At 57.0% G+C, this 22282-nt stretch carries 22 protein-coding genes; 12 read left to right on the plus strand and 10 right to left on the minus strand.

All coding sequences use genetic code 11. From position 1 onward, the window contains the following. Window positions 1-38: 38 nt before the first annotated feature. The 6 genes from ACOTTU_RS15685 to ACOTTU_RS15710 all read right to left on the minus strand — a co-directional run bounded on the left by ACOTTU_RS15685 (window position 39) and on the right by ACOTTU_RS15710 (window position 4961). Window positions 39-677, minus strand: a complete 639-nt coding sequence (locus ACOTTU_RS15685; protein WP_425659412.1) for a glutathione S-transferase family protein — start codon at window positions 675-677, stop codon at window positions 39-41. Further along, window positions 674-1831, minus strand: coding sequence for an acyl-CoA dehydrogenase family protein (locus ACOTTU_RS15690; RefSeq protein ID WP_425659414.1), 1158 nt, complete (start codon window positions 1829-1831; stop codon window positions 674-676). Before ACOTTU_RS15690 ends, ACOTTU_RS15685 begins: the two co-directional genes overlap by 4 nt. 23 nt (window positions 1832-1854) lie before the next feature. Then, on the minus strand, window positions 1855-2067 hold the full coding sequence (locus ACOTTU_RS15695; RefSeq protein ID WP_298914888.1) for a hypothetical protein: 213 nt from the start codon (window positions 2065-2067) through the stop codon (window positions 1855-1857). Window positions 2068-2121: 54 nt separating this feature from the next. Then, window positions 2122-3903 carry an acyl-CoA dehydrogenase C-terminal domain-containing protein gene (locus ACOTTU_RS15700; protein WP_425659416.1) on the minus strand — a complete coding sequence of 594 codons (1782 nt, stop codon included), beginning with the start codon at window positions 3901-3903 and terminating at the stop codon, window positions 2122-2124. Between the two features lie 40 nt (window positions 3904-3943). Further along, the gene (locus tag ACOTTU_RS15705; RefSeq protein WP_298914894.1) at window positions 3944-4345 is read right to left on the minus strand and encodes a MerR family transcriptional regulator; all 402 of its coding nucleotides are present in this window, start codon (window positions 4343-4345) and stop codon (window positions 3944-3946) included. A 241-nt stretch (window positions 4346-4586) separates the two neighbouring features. Continuing rightward, window positions 4587-4961 carry a MerR family transcriptional regulator gene (locus ACOTTU_RS15710; protein WP_298914897.1) on the minus strand — a complete coding sequence of 125 codons (375 nt, stop codon included), beginning with the start codon at window positions 4959-4961 and terminating at the stop codon, window positions 4587-4589. A 133-nt stretch (window positions 4962-5094) separates the two neighbouring features. On the opposite strand from ACOTTU_RS15710, the gene ACOTTU_RS15715 reads away from it, so the two are divergent. From ACOTTU_RS15715 to ACOTTU_RS15725, 3 genes are read left to right on the plus strand one after another with little or no spacing between them, the layout of a single operon-like run. Next, window positions 5095-5517, plus strand: coding sequence for a PaaI family thioesterase (locus ACOTTU_RS15715; protein ID WP_298914900.1), 423 nt, complete (start codon window positions 5095-5097; stop codon window positions 5515-5517). After that, window positions 5514-6029, plus strand: a complete 516-nt coding sequence (locus ACOTTU_RS15720; RefSeq protein ID WP_298914903.1) for a PaaI family thioesterase — start codon at window positions 5514-5516, stop codon at window positions 6027-6029. Before ACOTTU_RS15715 ends, ACOTTU_RS15720 begins: the two co-directional genes overlap by 4 nt. After that, window positions 6022-7356: an MATE family efflux transporter gene (locus tag ACOTTU_RS15725; RefSeq protein ID WP_425659419.1), complete on the plus strand. Its 1335-nt coding sequence runs from the start codon at window positions 6022-6024 to the stop codon at window positions 7354-7356. Before ACOTTU_RS15720 ends, ACOTTU_RS15725 begins: the two co-directional genes overlap by 8 nt. Before the next feature lie 2 nt (window positions 7357-7358). Here the strand turns inward: ACOTTU_RS15725 and ACOTTU_RS15730 are convergent, their stop codons facing one another. Together ACOTTU_RS15730 and ACOTTU_RS15735 are read right to left on the minus strand one after the other, a co-directional pair. Then, window positions 7359-8402, minus strand: coding sequence for a quinone-dependent dihydroorotate dehydrogenase (locus ACOTTU_RS15730; protein ID WP_425659421.1), 1044 nt, complete (start codon window positions 8400-8402; stop codon window positions 7359-7361). A 13-nt stretch (window positions 8403-8415) separates the two neighbouring features. Continuing rightward, on the minus strand, window positions 8416-8766 hold the full coding sequence (locus ACOTTU_RS15735) for a DUF952 domain-containing protein (protein ID WP_425659423.1): 351 nt from the start codon (window positions 8764-8766) through the stop codon (window positions 8416-8418). A gap of 164 nt (window positions 8767-8930) precedes the next feature. Between ACOTTU_RS15735 and ACOTTU_RS15740 the strand changes: the two genes are divergently transcribed. Then, a complete protein-coding gene (locus tag ACOTTU_RS15740; RefSeq protein WP_425659424.1) occupies window positions 8931-10487 on the plus strand; it encodes a bifunctional metallophosphatase/5'-nucleotidase in 1557 nt (518 codons plus the stop codon). A gap of 461 nt (window positions 10488-10948) precedes the next feature. Here ACOTTU_RS15740 and ACOTTU_RS15745 read toward each other — a convergent pair whose 3' ends face one another. Both ACOTTU_RS15745 and ACOTTU_RS15750 read right to left on the minus strand, forming a co-directional pair. Beyond that, complete coding sequence (locus ACOTTU_RS15745) at window positions 10949-11194, minus strand: cupredoxin domain-containing protein (RefSeq protein ID WP_425659426.1); 246 nt, start codon at window positions 11192-11194, stop codon at window positions 10949-10951. A 298-nt stretch (window positions 11195-11492) separates the two neighbouring features. Then, window positions 11493-12398: a LysR substrate-binding domain-containing protein gene (locus ACOTTU_RS15750; protein ID WP_425659428.1), complete on the minus strand. Its 906-nt coding sequence runs from the start codon at window positions 12396-12398 to the stop codon at window positions 11493-11495. A 96-nt stretch (window positions 12399-12494) separates the two neighbouring features. Between ACOTTU_RS15750 and ACOTTU_RS15755 the strand changes: the two genes are divergently transcribed. From ACOTTU_RS15755 to ACOTTU_RS15790, 8 genes are all read left to right on the plus strand, one after another. Next, window positions 12495-13718 (plus strand): acyl-CoA dehydrogenase, encoded by a 1224-nt coding sequence (locus ACOTTU_RS15755; RefSeq protein ID WP_425659430.1) that lies wholly within the window; start codon window positions 12495-12497, stop codon window positions 13716-13718. A gap of 31 nt (window positions 13719-13749) precedes the next feature. Then, window positions 13750-15930 carry a thiamine pyrophosphate-dependent enzyme gene (locus ACOTTU_RS15760; protein ID WP_425659432.1) on the plus strand — a complete coding sequence of 727 codons (2181 nt, stop codon included), beginning with the start codon at window positions 13750-13752 and terminating at the stop codon, window positions 15928-15930. Between the two features lie 276 nt (window positions 15931-16206). Then, window positions 16207-17262: an ABC transporter ATP-binding protein gene (locus ACOTTU_RS15765; RefSeq protein ID WP_425659434.1), complete on the plus strand. Its 1056-nt coding sequence runs from the start codon at window positions 16207-16209 to the stop codon at window positions 17260-17262. Window positions 17263-17345: 83 nt separating this feature from the next. After that, complete coding sequence (locus ACOTTU_RS15770) at window positions 17346-18566, plus strand: ABC transporter substrate-binding protein (RefSeq protein WP_298914932.1); 1221 nt, start codon at window positions 17346-17348, stop codon at window positions 18564-18566. Window positions 18567-18693: 127 nt separating this feature from the next. After that, entirely contained in the window at window positions 18694-19719 is a 1026-nt protein-coding gene (locus ACOTTU_RS15775) for a carbohydrate ABC transporter permease (protein ID WP_298914935.1), read from the plus strand. Beyond that, window positions 19719-20876, plus strand: a complete 1158-nt coding sequence (locus tag ACOTTU_RS15780; protein ID WP_425659437.1) for a carbohydrate ABC transporter permease — start codon at window positions 19719-19721, stop codon at window positions 20874-20876. The genes ACOTTU_RS15775 and ACOTTU_RS15780 overlap by 1 nt, the downstream gene beginning before the upstream one ends. A 127-nt stretch (window positions 20877-21003) precedes the next feature. Next, window positions 21004-21534 (plus strand): ester cyclase, encoded by a 531-nt coding sequence (locus tag ACOTTU_RS15785; protein WP_425659439.1) that lies wholly within the window; start codon window positions 21004-21006, stop codon window positions 21532-21534. Window positions 21535-21546: 12 nt separating this feature from the next. Continuing rightward, on the plus strand, window positions 21547-22282 hold a 736-nt coding region (locus ACOTTU_RS15790; protein WP_425659440.1), incomplete at its 3' end, for a histidinol dehydrogenase.

Genomic DNA, 22282 nt, shown 5'->3' on the forward strand with positions numbered 1-22282 from the left:
CTATTTAGGTCGGGCGCAGTTTGGCGCCTTAATTCAAGTCAGGCGCGATCAGCAGGGCTGCCGGGCATCAGATCATAGGGGTGTTTCCACCCGGGCGTGTTGGAAATTCGTGTGAGCCAGGCGTCGATATGGGGCCAGTCCGCCCGGTCAAATCCAAAGCTTTCCGGGTAGTAGAGATAGCCGCAACAACACAGGTCCGCATTTGTGATCTCGTCGCCAACAATCCAGTCACGCTCTGCAAGATGGTCGTTCAAAATCACATAGGCCGCCTTGAGACGTCCCTGATTGAAGGCGATGACCTCCTGAGGACGTTTATCCTCCGGCAGGAAATGCATCAGAAACCGCGTCGGGCCCGCAACCGAGCTGAACTTGTGATTATCCCACAGCACCCAGCGCAGGATTTCGCGGCGCTCAGTGGCATCCTTGCCCGCGAACTTTCCTGACTTTTCAGATATATAATCCTGAATAACCCCGGATTGGCTCAGGCGGATGTCGCCGTCTACCATCACGGGCACCTCACCCATGCTGTTGACGTTTGCGCGGTACTCCGGCGTACGAGCCTCGCCGCCAAAGAAATCCACCTTTACAGGCTCCCAGTTGAGTCCGGAAAGTTCAAGAGCAAGGGCCGCCTTATAGGCATTGCCGCTTTCGCCAAAGCAATAAAGTTGGATGGTCATAGGGTCCTCGCAATCAGTTCTTTCATGATCTCATTTGTGCCGCCGTAGATGCGTTGCACGCGGGCATCGGCCCACATCTCGGCGACTGCGTATTCCTGCATGAAGCCGTAGCCGCCATGCAGTTGCACGCAATCGTCCAGTACGTCGCATTGCGTGTCGGTGAGCCAGTATTTGCACATCGCTGCGCGCTCGACGGTCAGGTTGCATTGCAAATGCTCGGCGATGCATTGATCCAGAAAGGCACGCGCCACGGCTGCGCGTGTCTTGCATTCGGCCAGTTTGAAGCGCGTGTTCTGGAACTGGGTCAAGGGCCCGCCGAAAGCTTCGCGTTCCTTGCAATAGGTGATGGTGCGCTCGACAGCCCCCTCCATGGCCCCGACGGCACCGCAGCCGATGATCAGACGTTCCTGGGGCAGTTGCTGCATCATCTGATAAAACCCCTGACCCTCTTGGCCGCCCAGAATGTTCTCCGGTGGGATAACAACGTTATCGAAAAACAGCTCGGAGGTGTCGGCGGCATGCAGGCCCACCTTGTCCAGATTGCGCCCGCGGGAAAAACCCTGTGCGCCATCGGTTTCCACGATGACCAGAGAGACCCCTTTGGACCCCTCTGTCGGGTCGGTCTTGGCGGCAACGATGATCAGGTTCGCGTGCTGGCCATTGGTGATGAAAGTCTTTTGGCCAGACAATCGATAGGCATTGCCGTCCTGCACGGCCTTGGTCTTGATGTTCTGCACGTCCGAGCCGGTGGAGGGTTCGGTCATGGCGAGCGCCCCGACCAGTTCGCCGGAGACCATCCTGGGCAGCCAGCGCTTCTTCTGATCTTCCGTACCATAGGCCAATACGTAATGGGCCACGATGCCGGAGTGGATACCATGCCCCCAACTGGCCAGATTGGCGCGCGACGCTTCAATTAGGATTGCAGCCTCGTGCCCGAAATCACCGCCCGGGCCGCCGTATGCTTCGGGCACCGAGGGGCAGAGCAGACCCAACTCCCCGGCTTCGGCCCAGGTTTCACGGTCCATCTGTCCCTGCTTGCGCCATTTCTCGAATTTAGGCGCCCATTCATTGGTGATGAACTGCGCCGTCATCTGAGCAATCATGTGGTGCTCTTCGGTCATCCAACCGCCGGCATCATTCAATCCGTCTTTCATCCCGTGCTCTCCCCCGGAAGCGCTCATTTCTTGCGCGCGTCCAGCTCAGAATTGAACAACCTCAGCCGATGGCCAAAAGTCTCTTCGTTGATGACACTGTCGAAATTCTCAAACAGAAACGACAGCGCTTCTCCCTCATCCAGACCGGCATCCCCAGCAAAACGTTTCAGCCTGCGATACCCGTCCTCTGTCATCGCAACAGGAAAACGACGGGTGAGACGAAAACGTTTGGGCATGGGCGCGTCCTTTGCAGCGGTAGGCAAGGTGGGTTTCAGCCCACCTGACCGACATTAGAAGTTTGCTGCCTCCAACGCCATCACAGTATCGGCACCAGTTTGAATTCGGCTCAGATGCAGCGCTGTAGCGGGCAGTTGACGCGCCATGTAATAGCGGCCTGTGTGCAGTTTACTCTCAAGGAAAGCCACATCGGAGGCCCCGCTCTCCAGCGCCAGCTTGGCGGCTTTACCCATCCGCGCCCACATCAGACCAAGGCAGACATGGCCAAACATATGCATGAAGTCATGCGAGCCTGCGAGCGCATTATTCGGGTTTTTCACGCCGTTTTGCATGAAGTACATGCCTGCCGCCTGCAAATCCTTGCTTGCTGCTTTCAGGGGATCAAGGAACTGGGCGTCGAAATCCGCATCCTGCCCGGCGTTTTCCTTTATGAAACTTTTCACCAGGTCAAAGAATGCCATGACATGTTTGCCGCCGTCCTGAGCGAGCTTGCGCCCCACCAGATCCAGCGCCTGCACGCCGTTAGCCCCTTCGTAGATCATTGCGATCCGCGCATCGCGGGCAAACTGCGACATGCCCCATTCTTCGATATAGCCATGCCCGCCATAGATCTGCTGCGCCTTGATGGTCATGTCAAAACCCTGATCTGTCAGAAAACCCTTGATCACGGGCGTCAGCAGCGACACAAGGCCGTCCGCGTCCTCATCCTTACCGCGGTGGGCTGCGTCGATGAGCGTTGAGCCCCAAAGGATGAACGCCCGCGCTCCCTCGGCAAAGCTTTTCTGATCCATCAGCGAGCGGCGGATATCCGGGTGCACGATCAGCGGATCGGCCGGCCCATCGGGGTTCTTGGTGCCCGTCACGTCACGGCCCTGCAAGCGGTCCTTGGCGTAATCCAGCGCGTTCTGATAGGCGACCTCGGCCTGAGACATGCCCTGCATGCCCACGCCCAGACGCGCCTCGTTCATCATGGTGAACATTGCGCGCATGCCTTTGTGCTCTTCGCCTAGCAGGAACCCGGTCGCACCATCGTAATTCATCACGCAGGTGGAATTGCCGTGGATGCCCATTTTCTCTTCGATCTTGCCGACAGCAACCGCATTGCGCTCTCCCAGGGAGCCATCGTCGTTGACCATGAACTTCGGCACGATAAAGAGCGAAACACCCTTGATACCTTCCGGTGCGCCACTGATTTTCGCCAGTACCAAGTGAATGATGTTGTCGGACATATCGTGCTCGCCGGCGGAGATGAAAATCTTCTGCCCGGTGATCTTGTAGCTGCCATCGTCCTGCGGTTCGGCTTTGGTGCGCATCAGCCCCAGATCGGTACCACAATGCGGCTCGGTCAGGTTCATCGTGCCGGTCCAATCGCAGGCGACCATTTTAGGCAGATAGGTGTCTTTCTGGGCTTCCGATCCATGCGCCAGAATGGCCGAAGCAGCCCCGTGGGTCAGGCCCTGATACATGGTGAACGCCATATTCGACGAGGAGAACATCTCGCCTACGGCGGTGCCGATCACATAGGGCATATTCTGGCCGCCATATTGTTCGGGCATGTCCAAACCAGGCCACCCACCTTCCTTGACCTGTTCGAAAGCGGCCTTGAACCCGGTCGGTGTGCGCACCACGCCGTTCTCAAGAGAGCATCCTTCGGTATCGCCGACCACGTTCAGCGGCGCCAAGACCTCGGAAGTCAACTTGCCGGCTTCCTCCAGAACGGCGGAGGTAAAATCCGCTTCCAATTCGTCGTAGCCCGGGATCGGCTGATCAACGACGTTCAGCACATCGTGCAAAATGAACTGCATGTCTTTGGTCGGGGCGGTATATCTCGGCATCTGGTCTCTCTCCCTAAAGGCGACGGTGCTTGGGGCGGCGTTATTCGGCCGCGTCCTTTTGGTTTTTCATGGAGTCGAGCATGTCGGCTCCCCACTTGAGCTGTTCTTGCAGTTCGTCAATCGCTTCGGTCAGTGCGTCACGCTGGTTTTCCATTTCAGCAAGACGTTTGAGGCCAACCTCATAAGAAGCCTGAAGCTGTGCTTGTTGCTGATCGCCCATATCGTAAAGATCAAGCAGCTGGCGGAGTTCTTCCAGGCTGACGCCGAACCGCTTGCCTCGCAATATCAGTTTCAGGCGCGCGCGATCCCGGCGGGTGAAGAGCCGTTTCTGACCCTCGCGGATCGGGAACAGGAGCTCTTTGGACTCGTAAAAACGCAGGGTGCGAGGTGTGACATCAAAAGTATCGCACATCTCTCGAATGGTCATTAATTCATCGGTCATAGGTTTTACTCTTTTCAGCATCGGAACGCGGCACAGGTATGAACTGGTCAGGGAGCTACAATAACAGATGACGTTTACGTAACCTGAACGTTACGTCACATTGCAAGCTGCCATGACGGAAAGCGCGCAACACCTGAAGACGGAGCGCGATTTGTCGCTCATTCTTGATGGAAAATCCGATATTTAAGGCGGAAAACTCATTTTCGTCATCAAAGTGAAAAAAGATCGACCGGCCAGGCCGTCAGGTTGTACTGATCTCACGGGCCACGGAATCGCGCAAATCCTGCAATTCCTGCATCGCCTCATCCAATTGCGCGCGCTGCTCTGCGAGCTCTTTCAGTTGCCCATCGGCAAGCTCGACCCAAGCCGCCATCTGCGCAGCAGTGCCTTCTTTTTCATAGATCAGCAGCCACTGCCTGATGTCTTCCAGTTGAAATCCGAACTTGCGACCGCGCAAGATCAACTTCATCCGCGCGCATTCACGCGCGCCGTAAAACCGGGCGCGCCCTTCACGATCGGGCTGCAACAGTTCGATGTATTCATAGTACCGCAGGGTTCTCGGAGTGACATCGAATTCCGAACACATTTCTTTGAATGTCAGACGCTCATCTGCCATGCTTGGGCTCTCCCTTGGTTTCAGGCTAAGACGCGAATTCCCAGAGCGCAACCGTCGCTCTTGCTCTTGTGACTGCCTTGCGTTGATAAAGGGGTTCAGGTTCATCGCCTTTCGTCGTTCAGAGCAGGTTATCATGAAAAATAAAGTCGATATCGCGCGCCAATTCATCGAAGCGATTCCCCACAGCAAAGCGCTGGGCATGCAATTGACCGATATGGGAGAAGGTGTGGCCACAATAGAGATGCCCTATGATGGCAAGCTGGTGGGAGACCCGGATACCGGCGTGATCCATGGTGGTGCTGTATCTGCGCTGATGGATACCTGCTGCGGCGCTGCGGTCATGAGCCACCCCGCAAATCCCGGGGGCACAGCGACCATTGATCTGCGTATTGACTACATGCGCGCGGCAACGCCCGGGCAGGCGATCCGGGCGCAGGCCATCTGCTATCACGTGACGCGTACGGTGGCATTTGTGCGCGCAACGGCAACGGATGACGATACGGATAACCCCGTGGCCGCTGCAACCGGGGCGTTTACGGTGGAGGGCACGCGATGAAAGCGCCCCGCAGACCCCCTGAGCCCGTGCAGATCGTCAAGCAGCGCCGGGATGCCACCTTGCGTGCGCTGGTCGAGCGGGTGCCCTACATACAGTACCTCGGCATGCAGTTTGAACGCAAAGGCGACGAACTGACCGGCGTTTTGCCTTTCGATCAGAAACTGATCGGAAACCCGATGCTGCCCGCCATTCACGGGGGTGTGACGGCGGCCTTTCTGGAAGTGACGGCAATCATCACTTTGAGCTGGTTCTTTCTTTGGGAAGATGTCGAATCCGGTGCGATCGATACGGCGGCGCTCGAAGCTGGCGGTTTGCCGCGATTGCCCAAAACAATCGACTTCTCAACGGATTATCTGCGCTCCGGCCTGCCGCGCGACGCCTATGCACGCGCGCGCATCAACCGGTCGGGAAGACGCTATGCTTCTGTGCATGTTGAGGCCTGGCAGGACAATCGCAACAGGCTCTTTGCCCAGGCCACTGGTCATTTTCTGATGCCGTCGCAGCGTGACTGAAACCGTTATCGGTGCGCCGGCTGCGGTCACGCACCGGCGCGTTCTGAAGGTCGCGCTGCCAATCGTTCTGTCGAATGCCACTGTCCCCATACTTGGTGCAGTCGATGTGGGTGTGGTCGGGCAAATGGGCGAGGCTGCCCCTATTGGCGCGGTTGCGCTTGGTGCGATCATCCTGTCCACCGCCTACTGGATTTTCGGGTTCCTGCGGATGGGGACTGTCGGTCTGGTCGGGCAGGCCGAAGGGGCAGGAGACAAGGCAGAAGTGTCAGCCTGGCTGACACGCGCGTTGCTGGTTGCCATGGCGGGCGGCTTGGGTCTGATTGCCTTGCAGCCTTTGGTCTTCTGGGCGGCCTTGCAACTGGCACCGGCCAGCGAAGAGGTTGAAAGTCTCGCGCGCGCCTACCTGAGCATTCGCATCTGGACAGCACCCGCTGCCATCGCCGTTTACGCATTGACCGGATGGCTGGTCGCGATGGAGCGCACGTCAGGCGTCTTCTGGGTGCAGCTGGTCATGAACGGTGTCAATATCGCGCTTGATCTGCTGTTTGTGCTGGTCTTCGACTGGGGCGTGAACGGCGTCGCCGTAGCAACAGCGATTGCGGAGGTTACCGGCGCAGGCCTGGCTCTGTGGTTCTGTCGCGCAGCCTTTCAACGACCCGATTGGCGCGACTGGTCCCGTATCTTTGATCGCGCCAAGCTGATCCGTATGGCTTTGCTCAACACCGACATCCTGTTGCGCTCCGCAATGCTGATGATCATTTTTTCCTCTTTTGTCTTTATCGGCGCCAAGTTCGGTGACGTGACGCTCGCGGCCAACGAGGTGCTGGTCCAGTTCATGTACATCACGGCCTATGCGATGGATGGTTTCGCCTTCGCCGCCGAGACTCTGATCGCGCGGGCCTTCGGTCGCGGTGACCGGGCGAATGTCCGGCGCAGCGCCTTGCTGACAACCGTCTGGGGCGGAGTTGTCTGCGTTACCATGGCAGCTGCATTCGCATTTGCGGGTAGCTGGATCATTGATGTGATGGCCAAAGATGCTGATGTGCAGCAAACCGCTCGGATTTTTCTGCCCTATATGGTTATCGCGCCGCTGGTCGGCTGCATTGCCTGGATGATGGATGGGATCTACATCGGCGCGATGCGCAGCCGCGACATGCGCAATATGATGGCGTTGAGCTTTGCGATTTACTGGGCAGCCATTTTCATTTTGCTGCCCTTGCTTGGTAACCACGGTTTGTGGATCGCACTGCTGATATCTTTTGCCGCGCGTGGCTTAACGCTGGGGCTGCGATATCCGGCACTGGAGGCCTCTGCCGAAAAACGCTGATGCTAAAGCCAATCGTCGCGGCGGCTACCGATCGCTTCGCTGACATTTGAAAAACCATCGCGGGCCAGCAATTGGTCAAGCCCCGAGGCGATGTCCCCGACCAGCGACAGCCCATTGTAAACAAGCGCGGTATAAAGCTGCACCGCCGTAGCGCCAGCACAGATTTTTGCATAGGCCTGCTCTATCGATCCGATGCCGCCGACCCCGATCAATGGGATGTCGGTCCGGGTGGAAAGCTGCGCCAAAACCCTGGTGGCACGTTCAAAAAGCGGCTGGCCAGACAAACCACCCGCTTCGCTTGCTTGCGTACTGCGCAGCCCGTCACGTGACAGCGTCGTGTTGGTCGCGATGATGGCATCTACGCGTGCTTCCTGCGCCACGGCAGCAATATCGGCGATTTCACCATTCGTCAGATCGGGGGCAATCTTCAGGAATACAGGGGTTTGGCCGCGCACCTGCATGACGCCATCCAGCAATGCCGCCAGTGCCTCGGGTCCCTGCAGATCGCGCAATTTCTCCGTATTGGGCGAAGAGACGTTCACCGTGGCGAAATCCACGTCACGACCAAGATGCGCCATGACCTTTGCAAAATCAGCAGCGCGGTCCTCGCTGGTCTTGTTGGCCCCAAGATTGATGCCAACGGGCAGATTGGCCGGTGCCTTTTTCAACCGTGTGCCGATGGTCACCATTCCGTCGTTGTTGAACCCAAAGCGATTGATGGCAGCGGCATCCTGCGTCAGGCGGAACAGGCGCGGCTTGGGATTGCCGGGTTGTGGTTGCGGTGTTGCCGCCCCCACTTCCAGAAAGCCGAAACCGGCACGTCCCAAAGGCGCAATAGCCTGAGCGTTTTTATCGAAACCCGCCGCGAGCCCGATCGGGTTTGCCAGCGAAAGACCCGCCAGTGTGATTTTGAGCCGATCAGATGTGACCGGCCCGTATGTTGGCCCCAAACCGCTTTGCAGCGCCTTGATGGCCAGCATATGTGCGGCTTCAGGGTCGATCTGGCGCAATGCGCGCAGCCCGACCTGTTCGAGAACGCGTTTCATGGCGCGCTGGAAATCATGCGCTGGTCTCTTCCAGACCCGCCGGGAACAGGTGCAGGCCATCTTTCAGCGGCAAAGGCTGTGCCCAAACCACATCATCCAGCCTCAGAACGCGGTAGAGATGCGGGAACAGTTGGTCGCCGCGCGAAACTTCCCATTTCAGGTCGTCGCCGAGGCGATCTGTTTCCACCGCAAGCAGCATCAAACCGTCTTGGCCGGCAAAGTGCTTTGCCGCGGTTTCTGCGGCTTGCGAGGCTGTCGAGAAGTGCACATAGCCGTCACTGACATCAATTGGCGCGCCTGTGGTTTCACCCTTTGCGCGCAGTTCTGCCCATTCATCGGCACGGAATATTTTGTAGATCATCATGGTCTGCCTGATGCCCTGCGACTGTTACAGCGTCAAGGCCCTCTGCAGCTGGAAGAGGTCGCCATCATGACGCAGGGTAACGCCCGCCCGTTTCACCACAGAGCCTTTGACACGCGCTCTCCCATTGGCCACGATGTTGGCATGTTCCAATCGAGGGGAAAACCATGAAACGATTCCTGACAGCAACCGCCGCCCTTGCCCTGACAAGCGGCATGGCGTCTGCTGAATACAATCTGACAATTCTGCACACCAATGACTTTCACGCACGTTTTGAGCCGATCAGCAAATATGACAGCGGCTGCTCTGCGGAAGATGATGGCGAGGGCAAGTGTTTTGGCGGATCGGCCCGGCTGGTCACGGCTATTGCAGAGGCGCGCGCCAGGTCCAACAATTCGATCCTTGTGGACGGCGGTGATCAGTTTCAGGGCACGCTTTTTTACACCTATTACAAGGGCGCGCTGGCTGCTGAGATGATGAACAAGCTCGGCTATGATGGCATGACCGTCGGCAACCACGAATTTGACGACGGGCCGGAAGTGTTGCGCGGGTTCATGGATGCGGTGAATTTTCCGGTTCTGATGTCGAATGCGGATGTTTCCAATGAACCGCTGCTTGCCGACAAGCTGGCCAAATCGACAGTGATTGAACGCGGTGGCGAGAAAATCGGGCTGATCGGCCTGACGCCTGAGGACACCGACGAATTGGCCTCTCCGGGCGATAACATCACCTTTTCCGATCCAGTGGCGGCGGTTCAGGGGGAAGTGGATAGGCTGAGCGCTGAAGGTGTCAACAAAATCATCGTGCTGAGCCATTCCGGGTACCGTACGGACCAGCGCGTTGCCGCAGAGACCACAGGCGTTGACGTCATTGTCGGCGGTCACTCCAATTCGCTGTTGTCCAATTCCAGTGATCGCGCCGAAGGGCCCTATCCGACGATGGTCGGTGATACGGCAATTGTTCAGGCCTATGCTTACGGTAAATTTCTGGGCGAACTGAACGTCACATTCGATGATGCGGGCAATATCACCGAAGCCAAGGGGGAACCCATCCTCATCGACGGAAACGTCGCCAAGGACGCGGAGACCGCCGCGCGGATCGCTGAAGCTGCGGCACCGCTTGACAAGATCCGCAACAAGGTGGTGGCTGAAACTGCTGCCGAGATTGTCGGTGTGCGTGAAGATTGCCGTGCCAAGGAATGTGCCATGGGCAACCTGATCGCGGACGCCATGCTGGCGCGCGTGAAAGATCAGGGTGTTGAGATCGCGATCCAGAACGGTGGTGGTATCCGTGCCAGTATCGACGCAGGTGAGGTTACCATGGGCGAAGTCCTGACGGTCCTGCCTTTCCAGAATACCCTGAGCACCTTCCAGGTCACTGGAGAGACAATTCTGGCCGCCTTGGAAAATGGCGTGAGCGAACATGAGGAAGAGGCAGGGCGTTTCCCGCAGGTTGCGGGCATGAGCTACGCGTTTGACGTCTCCAAACCCGCCGGCAGCCGGATCAGCGACGTCATGGTAGGTGGTGCACCCATTGACCTTGCGAAGGTCTATTCGGTTGTGTCCAACAACTATGTGCGTAACGGCGGAGATGGCTACGACATGTTCAAAGCCGCGCAAAACGCCTATGATTTCGGGCCCGATCTGGCCGATGTGACGGCTGAATTCCTCGCGGCAAACGGACCCTATTCGCCCTACACAGACGGGCGCATCACAGCCAAGTAGACGCGCGGTAAAATCATGCCAACACGCCCGGACCAAGTTTCGGGCGTGTTTTTTTGTGCATTGTGATTGCTGGAAACCTGGGTCGCGTCAGTTGTCCTGCCGAAGTGTGCAGACCTATCACAGCCGCGCTTCCAGACGATGCGTTGGCACTGAGGTGCCAACTCGCCCCGACAAATGAGTTTCCCAAAGATCCAGATTCAGTGTTTGCCCGATGAACTGAGGACGCACGGTACCTGGGGGCGCCACGGCCCGCGGTCCGCTCCGCTCTTGGCGTGTTGGCCATATTGATAACAAGCCGCTCAGATACGGGCCTTGTTGATCAATGTGGCGTATTCCAACGTACGTCCCGTCTGCACGCGTTGACAGCGCTGTGATCTCAAAACGGGTCGCAGGTCAGAACTCCCAAGATCACAGTTTGTCGACCCAAACAGCGCCAGTGTTTCGCTCGACGGTCGCGTGCCTCAGTTGATCAAAGGCGCGCGCGTCAGGTCAAGGCGGCCTTCGATGAGGCGATCTGACCAGCCGTGAAACCGGCCCGCCATTTCAGGCTGAAAATGAACGGTCGCTTCGGCGCGGGCAGCAATTGTATCGGTGGTCCACAAGCCTTCTGAGCCGCTGACCGCATGGGCCTGACCGCTTTCATTGATGAAGCGAACCGTATCTCCGACTTGAACGTCTATATGTTCCGGGAAATAGGCAGAGGCCAAAATGATAACGATATGCTCTTCTGAAAGCGCCGTGTCGGCCGTGAATGAGACCGATCCAAAAAATAAGACAGATACTAGATACGCAGGTTTACACAACAAAACAAAATTCCTTAGATCGGTCCCACCCAATCAGCAGATAACCTTGCCCTAAAATCGAACTAAGACTGAAATGTGCCGGAACCATGGCGGAAATGTGGCAACATGCACTCGCACAGAGTGTTTCTCAAATCTGCACAATACATTGAAAAAAAACAGTTTTCTAGCATTTGGGGAAGTTCGCGCTTGAGGTGTAAGGAGTCTAGATACCCGAAGCCTGACATTTCAGCCACTTACGAAACGACGTTAGAGCAGATGTCTCTTCGCGGTCTCGCGGCCAGACAAGATAATAGCTCCCGATGCTCTCGGACGAGTGTTCTGAAGCCAAGACAAGTTGACCGTTCGCCAGATAGGGCTCTGCGAAAAAAGTCGGAAGCAATGCGACACCCATACCGTGGATGGCAGCCTGCGCCATGGTGGAAAATTGATCGAAAACCATGCCCGGCGGTGGCACTGCTTCGGACCCCAGCGCGCGCATCCATCTGATCCATCCTCTTGGCCGCGTATCAAGATGCAACAAATCGTAGTGCAGCAAATCTGTGGGATCGGAGAGCGGTGAGGACAGCAAAGCGGGTGAACAAACGGGCACTACAGTCTCCGGAAGAAGTGGTAGATATCCAACGCCGGGCCAGTCTTCGCGGCCAAAGTGTATGGCCGCGTCGAAAGATGATGTTCTGAAGTCGAACCTGGCGAGGCGTGTGGAAAGGTTGACGGTAACCTCCGGATGATTGCGGGCGAAATCCCGCAATCGAGGGGCCAACCAGTGCATGCCGAAGGCAGGCAGGATGGCGAGGTTCAAGGTCCCGCCTGTGGTTTCCGAGCGTGCAGAGACCGTTGCCTGCGCAAGCCGTTGCAATATGTCTCGAACTTCGCGCACGTAGTCGTCGCCTTTTGAGGTAAGCACGAGGCCACGCCCTTCTCTCACGATCAATTCAGCGCCAAGTTGATCTTCCAGAGATCTCAATTGACGGCTAATGGCACTTTGCGTCAGGGAAAGCTCGGATGCGGCCCGCGTCGCACTTCCCAGGCGGGCAACGGCCTCAAAGGCAAGAAGAGCGGAGATTGACGGAAGATACCGACGCGGGACAGACATATGAGTTTTTCTCATGAATGACAGGATAAAGCATCGTTAGTCTTTTGGCATTTCCTTTGCAATAATGCGCCAACGCCCTGCGGGGCTGTCGCTGCCACGAGAGGACATGAGATGAACGTTGAAAGCCCGGTTCTGAAAGCCAAGGATGCACCTGATCTTGGCTCTTTTGAGTGGTCCGATCCGTTTCGCCTAGCGGATCAATTGCATGAAGACGAGCGCATGGTTCAGGCCTCGGCACGCGCATATGCGCAGGAAAAACTGCAACCACGCATCATTGAGGCCTTTGAGAAGGAAACCACCGAGCCGGGTATCTTTCGCGAAATGGGAGAGATGGGATTGCTGGGGGTGACTTGCCCGGAGGAATACGGTGGGCTGGGGTCGTCCTACGTATCTTACGGGCTGGTGGCGCGCGAAGTAGAGCGGGTGGATTCGGGTTACCGGTCGATGATGTCCGTACAATCCAGCCTCGTGATCTATCCCATTTACGCATATGGCTCCGAAGCGCAACGCAACAAATATCTGCCCAAACTCTGCTCGGGGGAATGGATCGGCTGTTTTGGCCTGACTGAACCGGATGCGGGTTCCGATCCTGCGGGCATGAAAACACGCGCCGTGAAAACCGCGACCGGCTACAGGTTGACCGGATCAAAGATGTGGATTTCCAACGCGCCGATTGCGGATGTTTTTGTGGTCTGGGCGAAATCAGAAGAACACGGCGGCAAAATTCGCGGTTTCGTGCTGGAGAAAGGCATGAAAGGCCTCAGTGCGCCAAAGGTGGGCAACAAACTGTCCCTGCGCGCGTCGATTACCGGCGAGATCGTGATGGATAACGTCGAGGTGGGCGACGATGCCCTGCTGCCCAATGCGCAGGGGCTCAAAGGCCCGTTCGGATGTCTGAACCGGGCGCGCTATGGCATAAGCTGGGGGGCGTTGGGCGCGGCTGAATTCTGCTGGCACGCGGCCCGGCAATATGGCCTGGACCGGCACCAGTTTGGCAAGCCGCTGGCGGGCACGCAGCTTTATCAGAAGAAATTGGCTGATATGATGACAGAGATTTCGCTGGGTTTGCAGGGCTCGTTGCAGGTGGGCCGCTTGATGGATGACGCCAATGCCGCACCCGAGATGGTCAGCATAGTCAAGCGCAACAATTGCGGCAAGGCGCTTGATATCGCGCGGATGGCGCGGGACATGCACGGCGGGAACGGGATCAGCGGAGAGTTTCAGGTAATCCGCCATATGATGAACCTCGAAACGGTGAACACCTATGAGGGCACGCATGATGTGCATGCGTTGATCCTGGGACGCGCGCAAACCGGCCTTCAGGCGTTTTTCTGATCAGCAGGTTTGTCAAGAAGATGAGTGATTGATGGACCGCGTCCAGATTGTGCATGAGAATTTCCTGTCACGGCTTGCGGCAGGCGATTTTCCCGAAGGTGCAGCACCCGCGCCCGGTTTGACGGCAGATGAGGCTTTGCAGCTTTACCGCGCTCAGGTGTTGAGCCGGGCGTTGGATATCCAAAGCAGGGCGATGCAGAAGGCCGGGCAGGGGTTCTACACAATTGGCTCATCCGGCCATGAGGGGATGGCGGCTGTGGCACAGGCGCTGCGGCCCGACGACATTGCCTTTCTGCACTACCGCGATGCCGCGTTTCAGATCGCGCGGGCGCAACAGGCGGGTCATGAAGGCATGATGCGGGATATGCTCCTGAGCTTTGCCTGTTCCTCCGAGGATCCGACCAGCGGGGGGCGACACAAGGTGCTGGGCAGCCGTGCGCTGATGATCCCGCCCCAGACCTCGACCATTGCCAGCCATTTGCCCAAAGCGTTGGGGGCCGCTTATAGCGTCGGCCTGTCCCGTCGTCGCGCGCCTGAACACGAGTGCCTGGCCCGGGACGGTCTGGCGATGGTATCCTTTGGTGACGCCTCGACAAATCATTCCACCGCCCAAGGAACGATCAACGCTGCTGGATGGACATCCATTCAGGGCGCGCCCTTGCCCTTGCTGATGGTCTGCGAAGACAATGGCATCGGCATCTCAACCAAAACACCCTCCGGCTGGATCAAGGCGTCGATGCAGCACAGGCCGGGTGTCCGTTACTTTGAGGCCGACGGGTTGGACATTTTTGCGGTTTTTGCGGCGGCACGTGCGGCCGCGCAATACGTACGCACCCAGAAAAAACCGGCGTTTCTGCACCTGCGCATGGTGCGGCTCTATGGGCATGCTGGTGCGGACGTCGCCACCAGCTATCTGCCACGCGCGGAAGTGGAGGCGGATGAGGCCAATGATCCGTTGCTCCATTCCGCGCGGCTTTTGGTTCAGAAAGGCGCGGCATCAGCAGAAACCTTATCCGACATTTACCAATCCACATTGGAAGCGGTTGCGGTTGAGGCCGCACAAGTTGTCAAGCGACCGCATCTGAAAACGGCCGCTGACGTCATGGCCAGCCTGATCCCCCCAAAGCGACAATGTGCGCCCAGTAACGGGCCGGATCCACAGGCCAGAAAAACACTTTTTGGTGCCGATGCCGCGCAGATGAACGCGCCCCAGCCCATGTCGCGGATCATCAACTGGGCCTTGCACGATCTGATGCTGGCGCATCCCGAAACCCTGATCATGGGCGAAGACGTCGGTCGCAAGGGCGGGGTTTATGGCGTGACGCAGAAATTGCAGGCCCGCTTTGGCCGTGACCGTGTGATCGACACGCTGCTCGATGAACAATCCATTCTGGGGCTGGCCATCGGCATGGCGCATAACGGATTTGTCCCGATGCCCGAAATCCAGTTTCTGGCCTATCTGCACAACGCTGAGGATCAGTTGCGCGGAGAGGCCGCGACGTTGCCCTTCTTTTCGATGGGCCAATGGACCAACCCGATGGTGCTGCGGATCGCCGGTCTGGGCTATCAGAAAGGGTTCGGCGGGCATTTTCACAATGACAATTCACTGGCGGTGCTGCGCGACATTCCGGGCATTATCATCGCTTGCCCGTCAACAGGTGCTGACGCGGCACAAATGCTGCGTGAGTGCCATAGGTTGGCGCGCGAAGAGCAACGCGTTTGTGTCTTCGTAGAACCCATTGCGCTCTATCCCATGCGGGATTTGCATGGTGAAGGAGACGGCGGATGGATGACCCCCTATCCTGATCCGGAAAAGACCATTCCGCTGAACACCGTCGGTGTGCACGGGGAGGGGGGTGATGTGGCGATTGTCACCTATGGCAACGGCCATTTCCTGTCGCGGCAGGCGCAAAAACAACTTCTCGCCTCTGACATCAAGGCCCGGGTCATTGATCTGCGCTGGCTTGCGCCCTTGCCGGTTGAGGCCCTGTTGGCGGCGCTTCAGGACTGTGCGCGTGTTCTGATTGTTGACGAATGCCGCCGTACCGGCGGGCAAGCGGAGGGGCTGATGGCGCTGATGGCGGAACACGGGATTGCAAGCTTTGCGCGCCTTACGGCAGAGGACAGTTTCATCGCCACGGGTCCTGCCTATGCGGCCACCATGCCATCCTGCGACAGCATCGTCGCGGCGGTCAAGGCGCTTGTCACCTGAGACGTTGGCACGGCAGCGAAGTTTCCCGCCGTAGGCGCCCGTGCACGGTTCCGACTCGGCGATGAAGCTCTCAACTGGCCTTGCTGCAATACGATCTTGAGCGTTCTCTGCTGGCGTAAGAAATCGATGCAGTTCATTTTAATGATTTAAAAATAAGAAGTTACCGATATTTCTTGAAAGTTTTTGCAAACGTGTGCAGAAATTTCTTGCCAAACGGCCATCTGAATGTCTAGCGTTGGGTAAGCCGGAAAATCAGCATCCGACAGTGGGGACATCATGGCCGAAATTCAACTGCGCAATATCAACAAGCGTTGGGGCAGCTTCGTAGGTGTCGATAATTTTGATCTGACCATCGCCGACGAGGAATTTCTGGTCCTTCTGGGGCCATCGGGCTGTGGGAAAACCACAACCATGCGTATGATCGCGGGGCTTGAGGACGCGACAGAGGGTGAGATCATCATCGACGGGCGTGTGGTCAACGATTTGGACCCAAAGGACCGCGATGTTGCGATGGTGTTCCAGTCCTACGGTCTCTACCCCAACATGAATGTTTACGAGAATATTCGCTTTCCATTGAAAGTCCGCAAGATTCCGGAGGGTGAGCATGATGAACGCGTGCGCCGCGCCTCTGCAATGGTCGAACTGGACGACTTCCTGCATCGCAAACCTGCTGAACTCTCCGGCGGTCAACGTCAACGCGTGGCGTTGGCGCGGGCCATCGTACGCGAACCCAATGTGTTCCTGATGGATGAGCCTCTCAGCAACCTTGATGCCAAACTTCGGGTGTCCACGCGCGCGCAGATCAAGAACCTCAGCCACGAACTCAAAGTTACAACAGTTTATGTGACCCACGACCAGATTGAGGCCATGACATTGGCGGATCGCGTCGTCGTAATGAAGCAGGGCAAGGTGCAGCAGGTGGGCACGCCAACTGACATCTACGATCATCCCGCCAATACCTTTGTCGCAAGTTTCATTGGCAGTCCGGCCATGAACCTTGTCGATGGAACGTTGGAGAGCGGTGTTTTCACTGGAACCAACGTTTCGATTTCCGGGCTCAAAGGCCCTGATGGACCGGTGACGTTGGGGTTCCGCGCCGAAGATGCCACTCTCGCAGAAGGTGATGGTGGACAAATTACAGCGCCAATCTACACGATCGAGCTTTTGGGAGATGCGACGATGTTGACCGTGCGTGCCGGTGGGCAACTGGTCTCGGTCAAGGCCCATAAGGAATTCCGTGCGGAGATTGGGGATATGGTTTCCTTCTCCGTACCGGTCGCAATCTGTCATTTGTTCGACAAAGACAGCGGGACGCGCATTCAGCTGTCCTAAGCCATGATGCCCTTTTTCGGGGCCAACCAAAGGGTGCAGACTTGCAAGATGCACCCAAGCCAACTGCAACAGGGAGTTTGCATATGTTCTTGAAGAAAATCGCATTGGCGGGGGCGATCTCGCTTATGGGAAGTACGGCATTTGCCGCGTGTTCCTATGAAAATACCACGCCGGTAAAATCTCTGAGTGCCGGATTTGAAGCCTGGAAGGCTGTCACGGATGCGATGGCTGAATGCGGAAACTTTCAGGCGGAGCTGGATCAGGAGTTCCGGACAAAGCAGCCTGCCGCGTTTGAAGCCAATCCGTCGCTTTACCAAATCGGTGGCGTGTCGAACGGAACCATAACGCCGCTGCTGAACGCCGGTACCATCCGCCCGTTGGACGATCTGGTCGAGAAATATGGACAAAACCTCAAGCCCAATCAATTGATCCGCATCAATGGCCAGATCATGGCTGTGGCGATGATGGTGAACACACAGCATCTGATGTATCGCTCTGACGTTCTTGCGGACCTTGGCATCGAAACACCCTCAACATGGGATGAAGTTCTGGCAGCATCCGCCAAGATCAAGGAAGCTGGCGTCATGGAATACCCACTGGGTGCGACGCTGAAATCCGGCTGGAATCTGGCTCAGGATTTCAACAACATGTACGCAGGGTTCGGTGGCAAATTCTTCAACGATGACAACACGGCTGCCGTTAACTCCGAAGCGGGTATCAAATCGCTGGAGATGATGAAGGCGATGACCGAGTATACGGACCCTGAAGTCCTTGTTTCGGATTCCACATACGTACAGCAGCAGTTCCAGCAGGGTAAAATTGCAATGGCAAACCTCTGGGCAAGCCGCGCGGGTGCGATGGATGATGAAGCTGAAAGCCAGGTTGTCGGTAAGGTTGCGATGTCGGCTGCTCCCAAAGCTATGGAGGGCGGTGTTCCGGCCACAACTTTGTGGTGGGACGGTATCGTGATCGCCAAGAATATCTCTGACGAAGAGGCTGATGCCGCCTTCCGTCTCGCGATGGAAGGGCTGGATTCCGAAATGGTGAAAAGTGCCAATGACGCTGCCATCTGGCTGGTGGATGGTTATGCCCCAACTGACATCGCCAAGGGTGCGATTGAGACAGCCACGGCAAATCCTGCACCACCCGCCTATCCATCCACAACGCAGATGGGGCTGCTTCATTCCGCTCTGGGCAACGAGTTGCCAGCATTCTTTACAGGAGAACGCAGCGCCGAAGCCACTTTGGAAGCAATTACCGAAGCCTATACAACGTCAGCTAAAGAAGCTGGTGTCTTGAAGTAAACAAACGGCTGGCCGGGTATTCCCGGCCAGCGATCTTCTGTCGGCGATGTTTTGTTAAGCGCATCGAAATGTGTTTTGCAAAGCAAATCGAGCACTTTGCAAACCGAGTTGTCACGAGGGCAAGCCCATGAAATTCAAGACTTTTGCTGCTTTTGTTGGTCCATCTGTTTTCATGATGCTGTTGTTCATTGCGGCACCGTTGGTCAGCGTGTTCATCCAGAGTTTCCAAGTCACACAACCCATTTTGGAACAGATAGAGGTAGAAACCTGCACTCCCGGGTTCGTGACGCAAACCTGTACAACCGAAATCAAGACCGTACCGGTTTTGGATGACAGCGGGAAAACTGTGACGGAAACACGATGGGTGGGTTTGCAAAGTTACCGGAATGTTTTGCAAATGGAAAAGTTCTGGAGCGCTGTCGGGAATGGCGACTGGAATGCCATCATGCAGATCGACTTTTGGAAGGCCCTCAGATTCACCCTGTCGTTCACTTTGCTGACACTGCCATTGGTGATTGGCGTTGGTCTTGCCATCGCGCTGGCGGTCAATAATGCCACGCGGGCCATTCGCGGGCCCATCATATTCATCTCGCTGCTGCCCTTTATCATCACGCCGGTCATCGGGTCACTGTCGATCTATTGGCTTTTTGTCGGGGACGGTATCCTGACGGCGATGCTTGAACGCTGGAGTGGGACCAACATTTCTATGTTTGCTCAAGCCTGGACCATTGAACTGCTAATGTATTTCTACCGGGTCTGGCATGTGGCACCTTTCGCGTTCGTCATTTTCTATGCGGGTTTGCAAACTGTGAACATGGACACGCTCGAATCCGCTGTGATCGACGGTGCGAGCCGCTGGGAACGGCTGCGTCACGTCATCGTGCCACATCTGATGCCGTTGATCATTTTTATCGCGCTTATTCACCTGATGGATTGCTACCGCGTCTTTGAGGAAATCGTCGGTTTCCGCAGCCAGGCGCATGTCATTTCACTGCAATGGCTCACTTATGATTTCATGACGCCTGACGATGCCGGAAACCGTGCGATCAGCCGCGCGTCGGCTTCGGCAATGCTGACCATGGTCGGGATCGTCTTCCTGCTGATCCTGCCGTTGCGCCGAACCTGGCGAGACCACAAAGGGAGCGCGCACTAATGTCGACACCCAAAGCCATGCAGCAGTCTTTTGCGCTGCGTTTTTCCTCCGGTGCCTTCCTCGCGTTCTGGTGCCTGCTTGCCGCCTTCCCGATCTTCTGGATCGCGGTTATGAGTTTCAAATCCCCGGTAGACGCCTTTGCGGACAGCCCATGGGATGTGATCCTTGGCCCCGCCACACGCGCCAATGGGGACGGTCTGTCGCTTTTGGACATCGTCATTGGCCTTGTCGTGCTCTACTTTGCGATCCGGTGGGCGTTCACCCGTCTTCCGGGCCTGGTTCAGCAATACTGCCCGCCGGGCCTGTTGGTATTGGGTTGGATTTTCGGCGCGATCGCCTACGCCTTGGCATTTGTCCTGATCTTTTTCGGCCTCCTGCCCTTGGTTCTGGGGGCACTCAATAGCATCTTGGGCCCTCTCGGTGCGCCGGTTCTTGGACTTACAACTGACCATTACGTGGCGGTGTGGGGCGAGAACGAATTCTACCGCAATTTTCTCAACTCAATGCTGGTAACGGCGGGGGTTGTCACCATTTCACTGACCGTGGGGACCCTTGCAGGCTACGGTCTCGCGCGTTCCGGCTCTGACCTTGCGTTCTGGCTGCTGATCCTGGCCTTGGTGTTCCGCGCTCTGCCACATTCAGTGCTGGTCGCTGGATATCTGCCCGTTTTCATCAACTCTTCTGAAATCCTGCGCCCGATTTTTGGCGACGGCGCGCCCACGCTATACGGGCAGCCCTGGGCGGTCATCGCCGTTCTGGTGTCGATCAACCAGCCTTTTACCATCTGGATGCTGCGCTCGTTTTTCCAGAATATTCCCGCAGAACTGGATGAGGCCGCCCGCGTTGATGGGTGCAGTCACTTTCAGGCTTTCCGCCGTGTCATCATGCCGGTGATGTGGCCGGGGGTGATCACCACGGGTCTCTTTTCCTTCCTGCTGGGGTACAATGACTTTCTGGTAACATCCCTGCTTCTGGACGCACAAAACCAGACCATGGTTCCGGCCATCGCAGGATATTTCAACCGCGAAACAACCACGACAGATCAGGTCGAAGCGGTCGCGGCAGCAGTGTCGATCACGGCACCGTTGTTCCTGCTGGTCATGGTTTTCCAGCGCCAGATTGTATCGGGTCTGACGGCGGGGGCTGTGAAAGGCTGATGAGCAGGCGTGCCAGAACCGGCCTGATGCAGCGTCACCCGGCGCTCAACAGGCTGCCCAGGGATTTCATCTTGAGACGCGTCACTGACCTGACGCTGTTTCAAAGCAAAGATGAAAGGACCCTGGGATGAAGGGATCAAGGCCAGAACAGGCCGTGCTCAGCAAAGACACGGACATGAGCAAGACCGAAGAGACCCGTGCGGTCATTGAGGGTATGGTGGACGGCCTGAACGACCACCGCATAGATGATATCGATACCTTCTTTGCCGATGGCTTTCGCTGGATGGGCAATCAGGGATGCGGCACCAAAATCGGGTTGCAGGCGTTCCAGGATAATTGGCAACGGCCTTTTCAGGCGGCCTTTTCCGACAAGGTCTGTGTGGATGAAGCGCGGCTTTTCATGGGCGAGTGGGCCGCCGCTTTTGGCCGGCAGGAAGCGACGCATTCGGGGGCATTCATGGGTGTCGAACCGACAGGCAAGCGGGTGGAGATTCGGTACATGGATTTCTGGAAAGTGGAAGAGGGCCGTATCACCGATAATTGGGTGATGGTGGATTTCCCGCATGTGCTGGCCCAGTTGGGCAAGGATGTTTTTCAGGGGGAAGGCTGGGAAGCCTTTGATCGCGGTGAAAAAACGCCGCCGCGTCCCGATCAGTAAAGAGGTGGTCTGATGGCTATTGAATATCTCAAAAGCGGAAAACCCGCCGCTGAACGCGCCGACGACGATGCAAAGACCCGCGCTGCGGTGGAAGCAACACTCGCTGATATTGAAGTGCGCGGTGACGTGGCCGTGCGGGCATTGTCGGAAAAATTCGACAACTATTCTCCTGCCAGCTTCAGGCTGAGTATGGCGGAAATTGACGCGTTGATCGCTCAGTTAAGCCCGCGCGAATTGGCGGACATCAAGTTCGCGCAGGAACAGGTCCGCAATTTCGCACAAGCGCAACGTGACAGCATGCTCGATATTGAGGTTGAAACCATGCCCGGGGTCATCTTGGGTCACAAGAACATACCGGTGCAATCGGTCGGGTGTTATGTTCCGGGCGGGAAATTTCCAATGGTGGCTTCTGCGCATATGTCCGTCGCCACGGCTTCGGTTGCCAAGGTGCCGCGCGTCATCGCCTGCACGCCGCCCTTCAAGGGCAAACCAAATCCGGCGGTGATCGCCGCGATGCATCTGGGCGGCGCGCATGAGATTTACGTCATGGGGGGTATTCAGGCGGTTGGGGCCATGGCGCTTGGGACGGATACCATTGAGCCTGTGCACATGATCGTGGGTCCGGGCAATGCGTTTGTGGCCGAAGCCAAACGGCAGCTTTTTGGTCGTGTCGGCATTGATCTTTTCGCCGGTCCCACGGAAACCATGGTGATCGCGGATGACACGGTGGATGCGGAGATCTGTGCCA

Origin of the sequence: Roseobacter sp. EG26 (genome assembly GCF_049830555.1) — a bacterium.
In the GTDB taxonomy this organism is placed as follows: Bacteria; Pseudomonadota; Alphaproteobacteria; order Rhodobacterales; family Rhodobacteraceae; genus Roseobacter.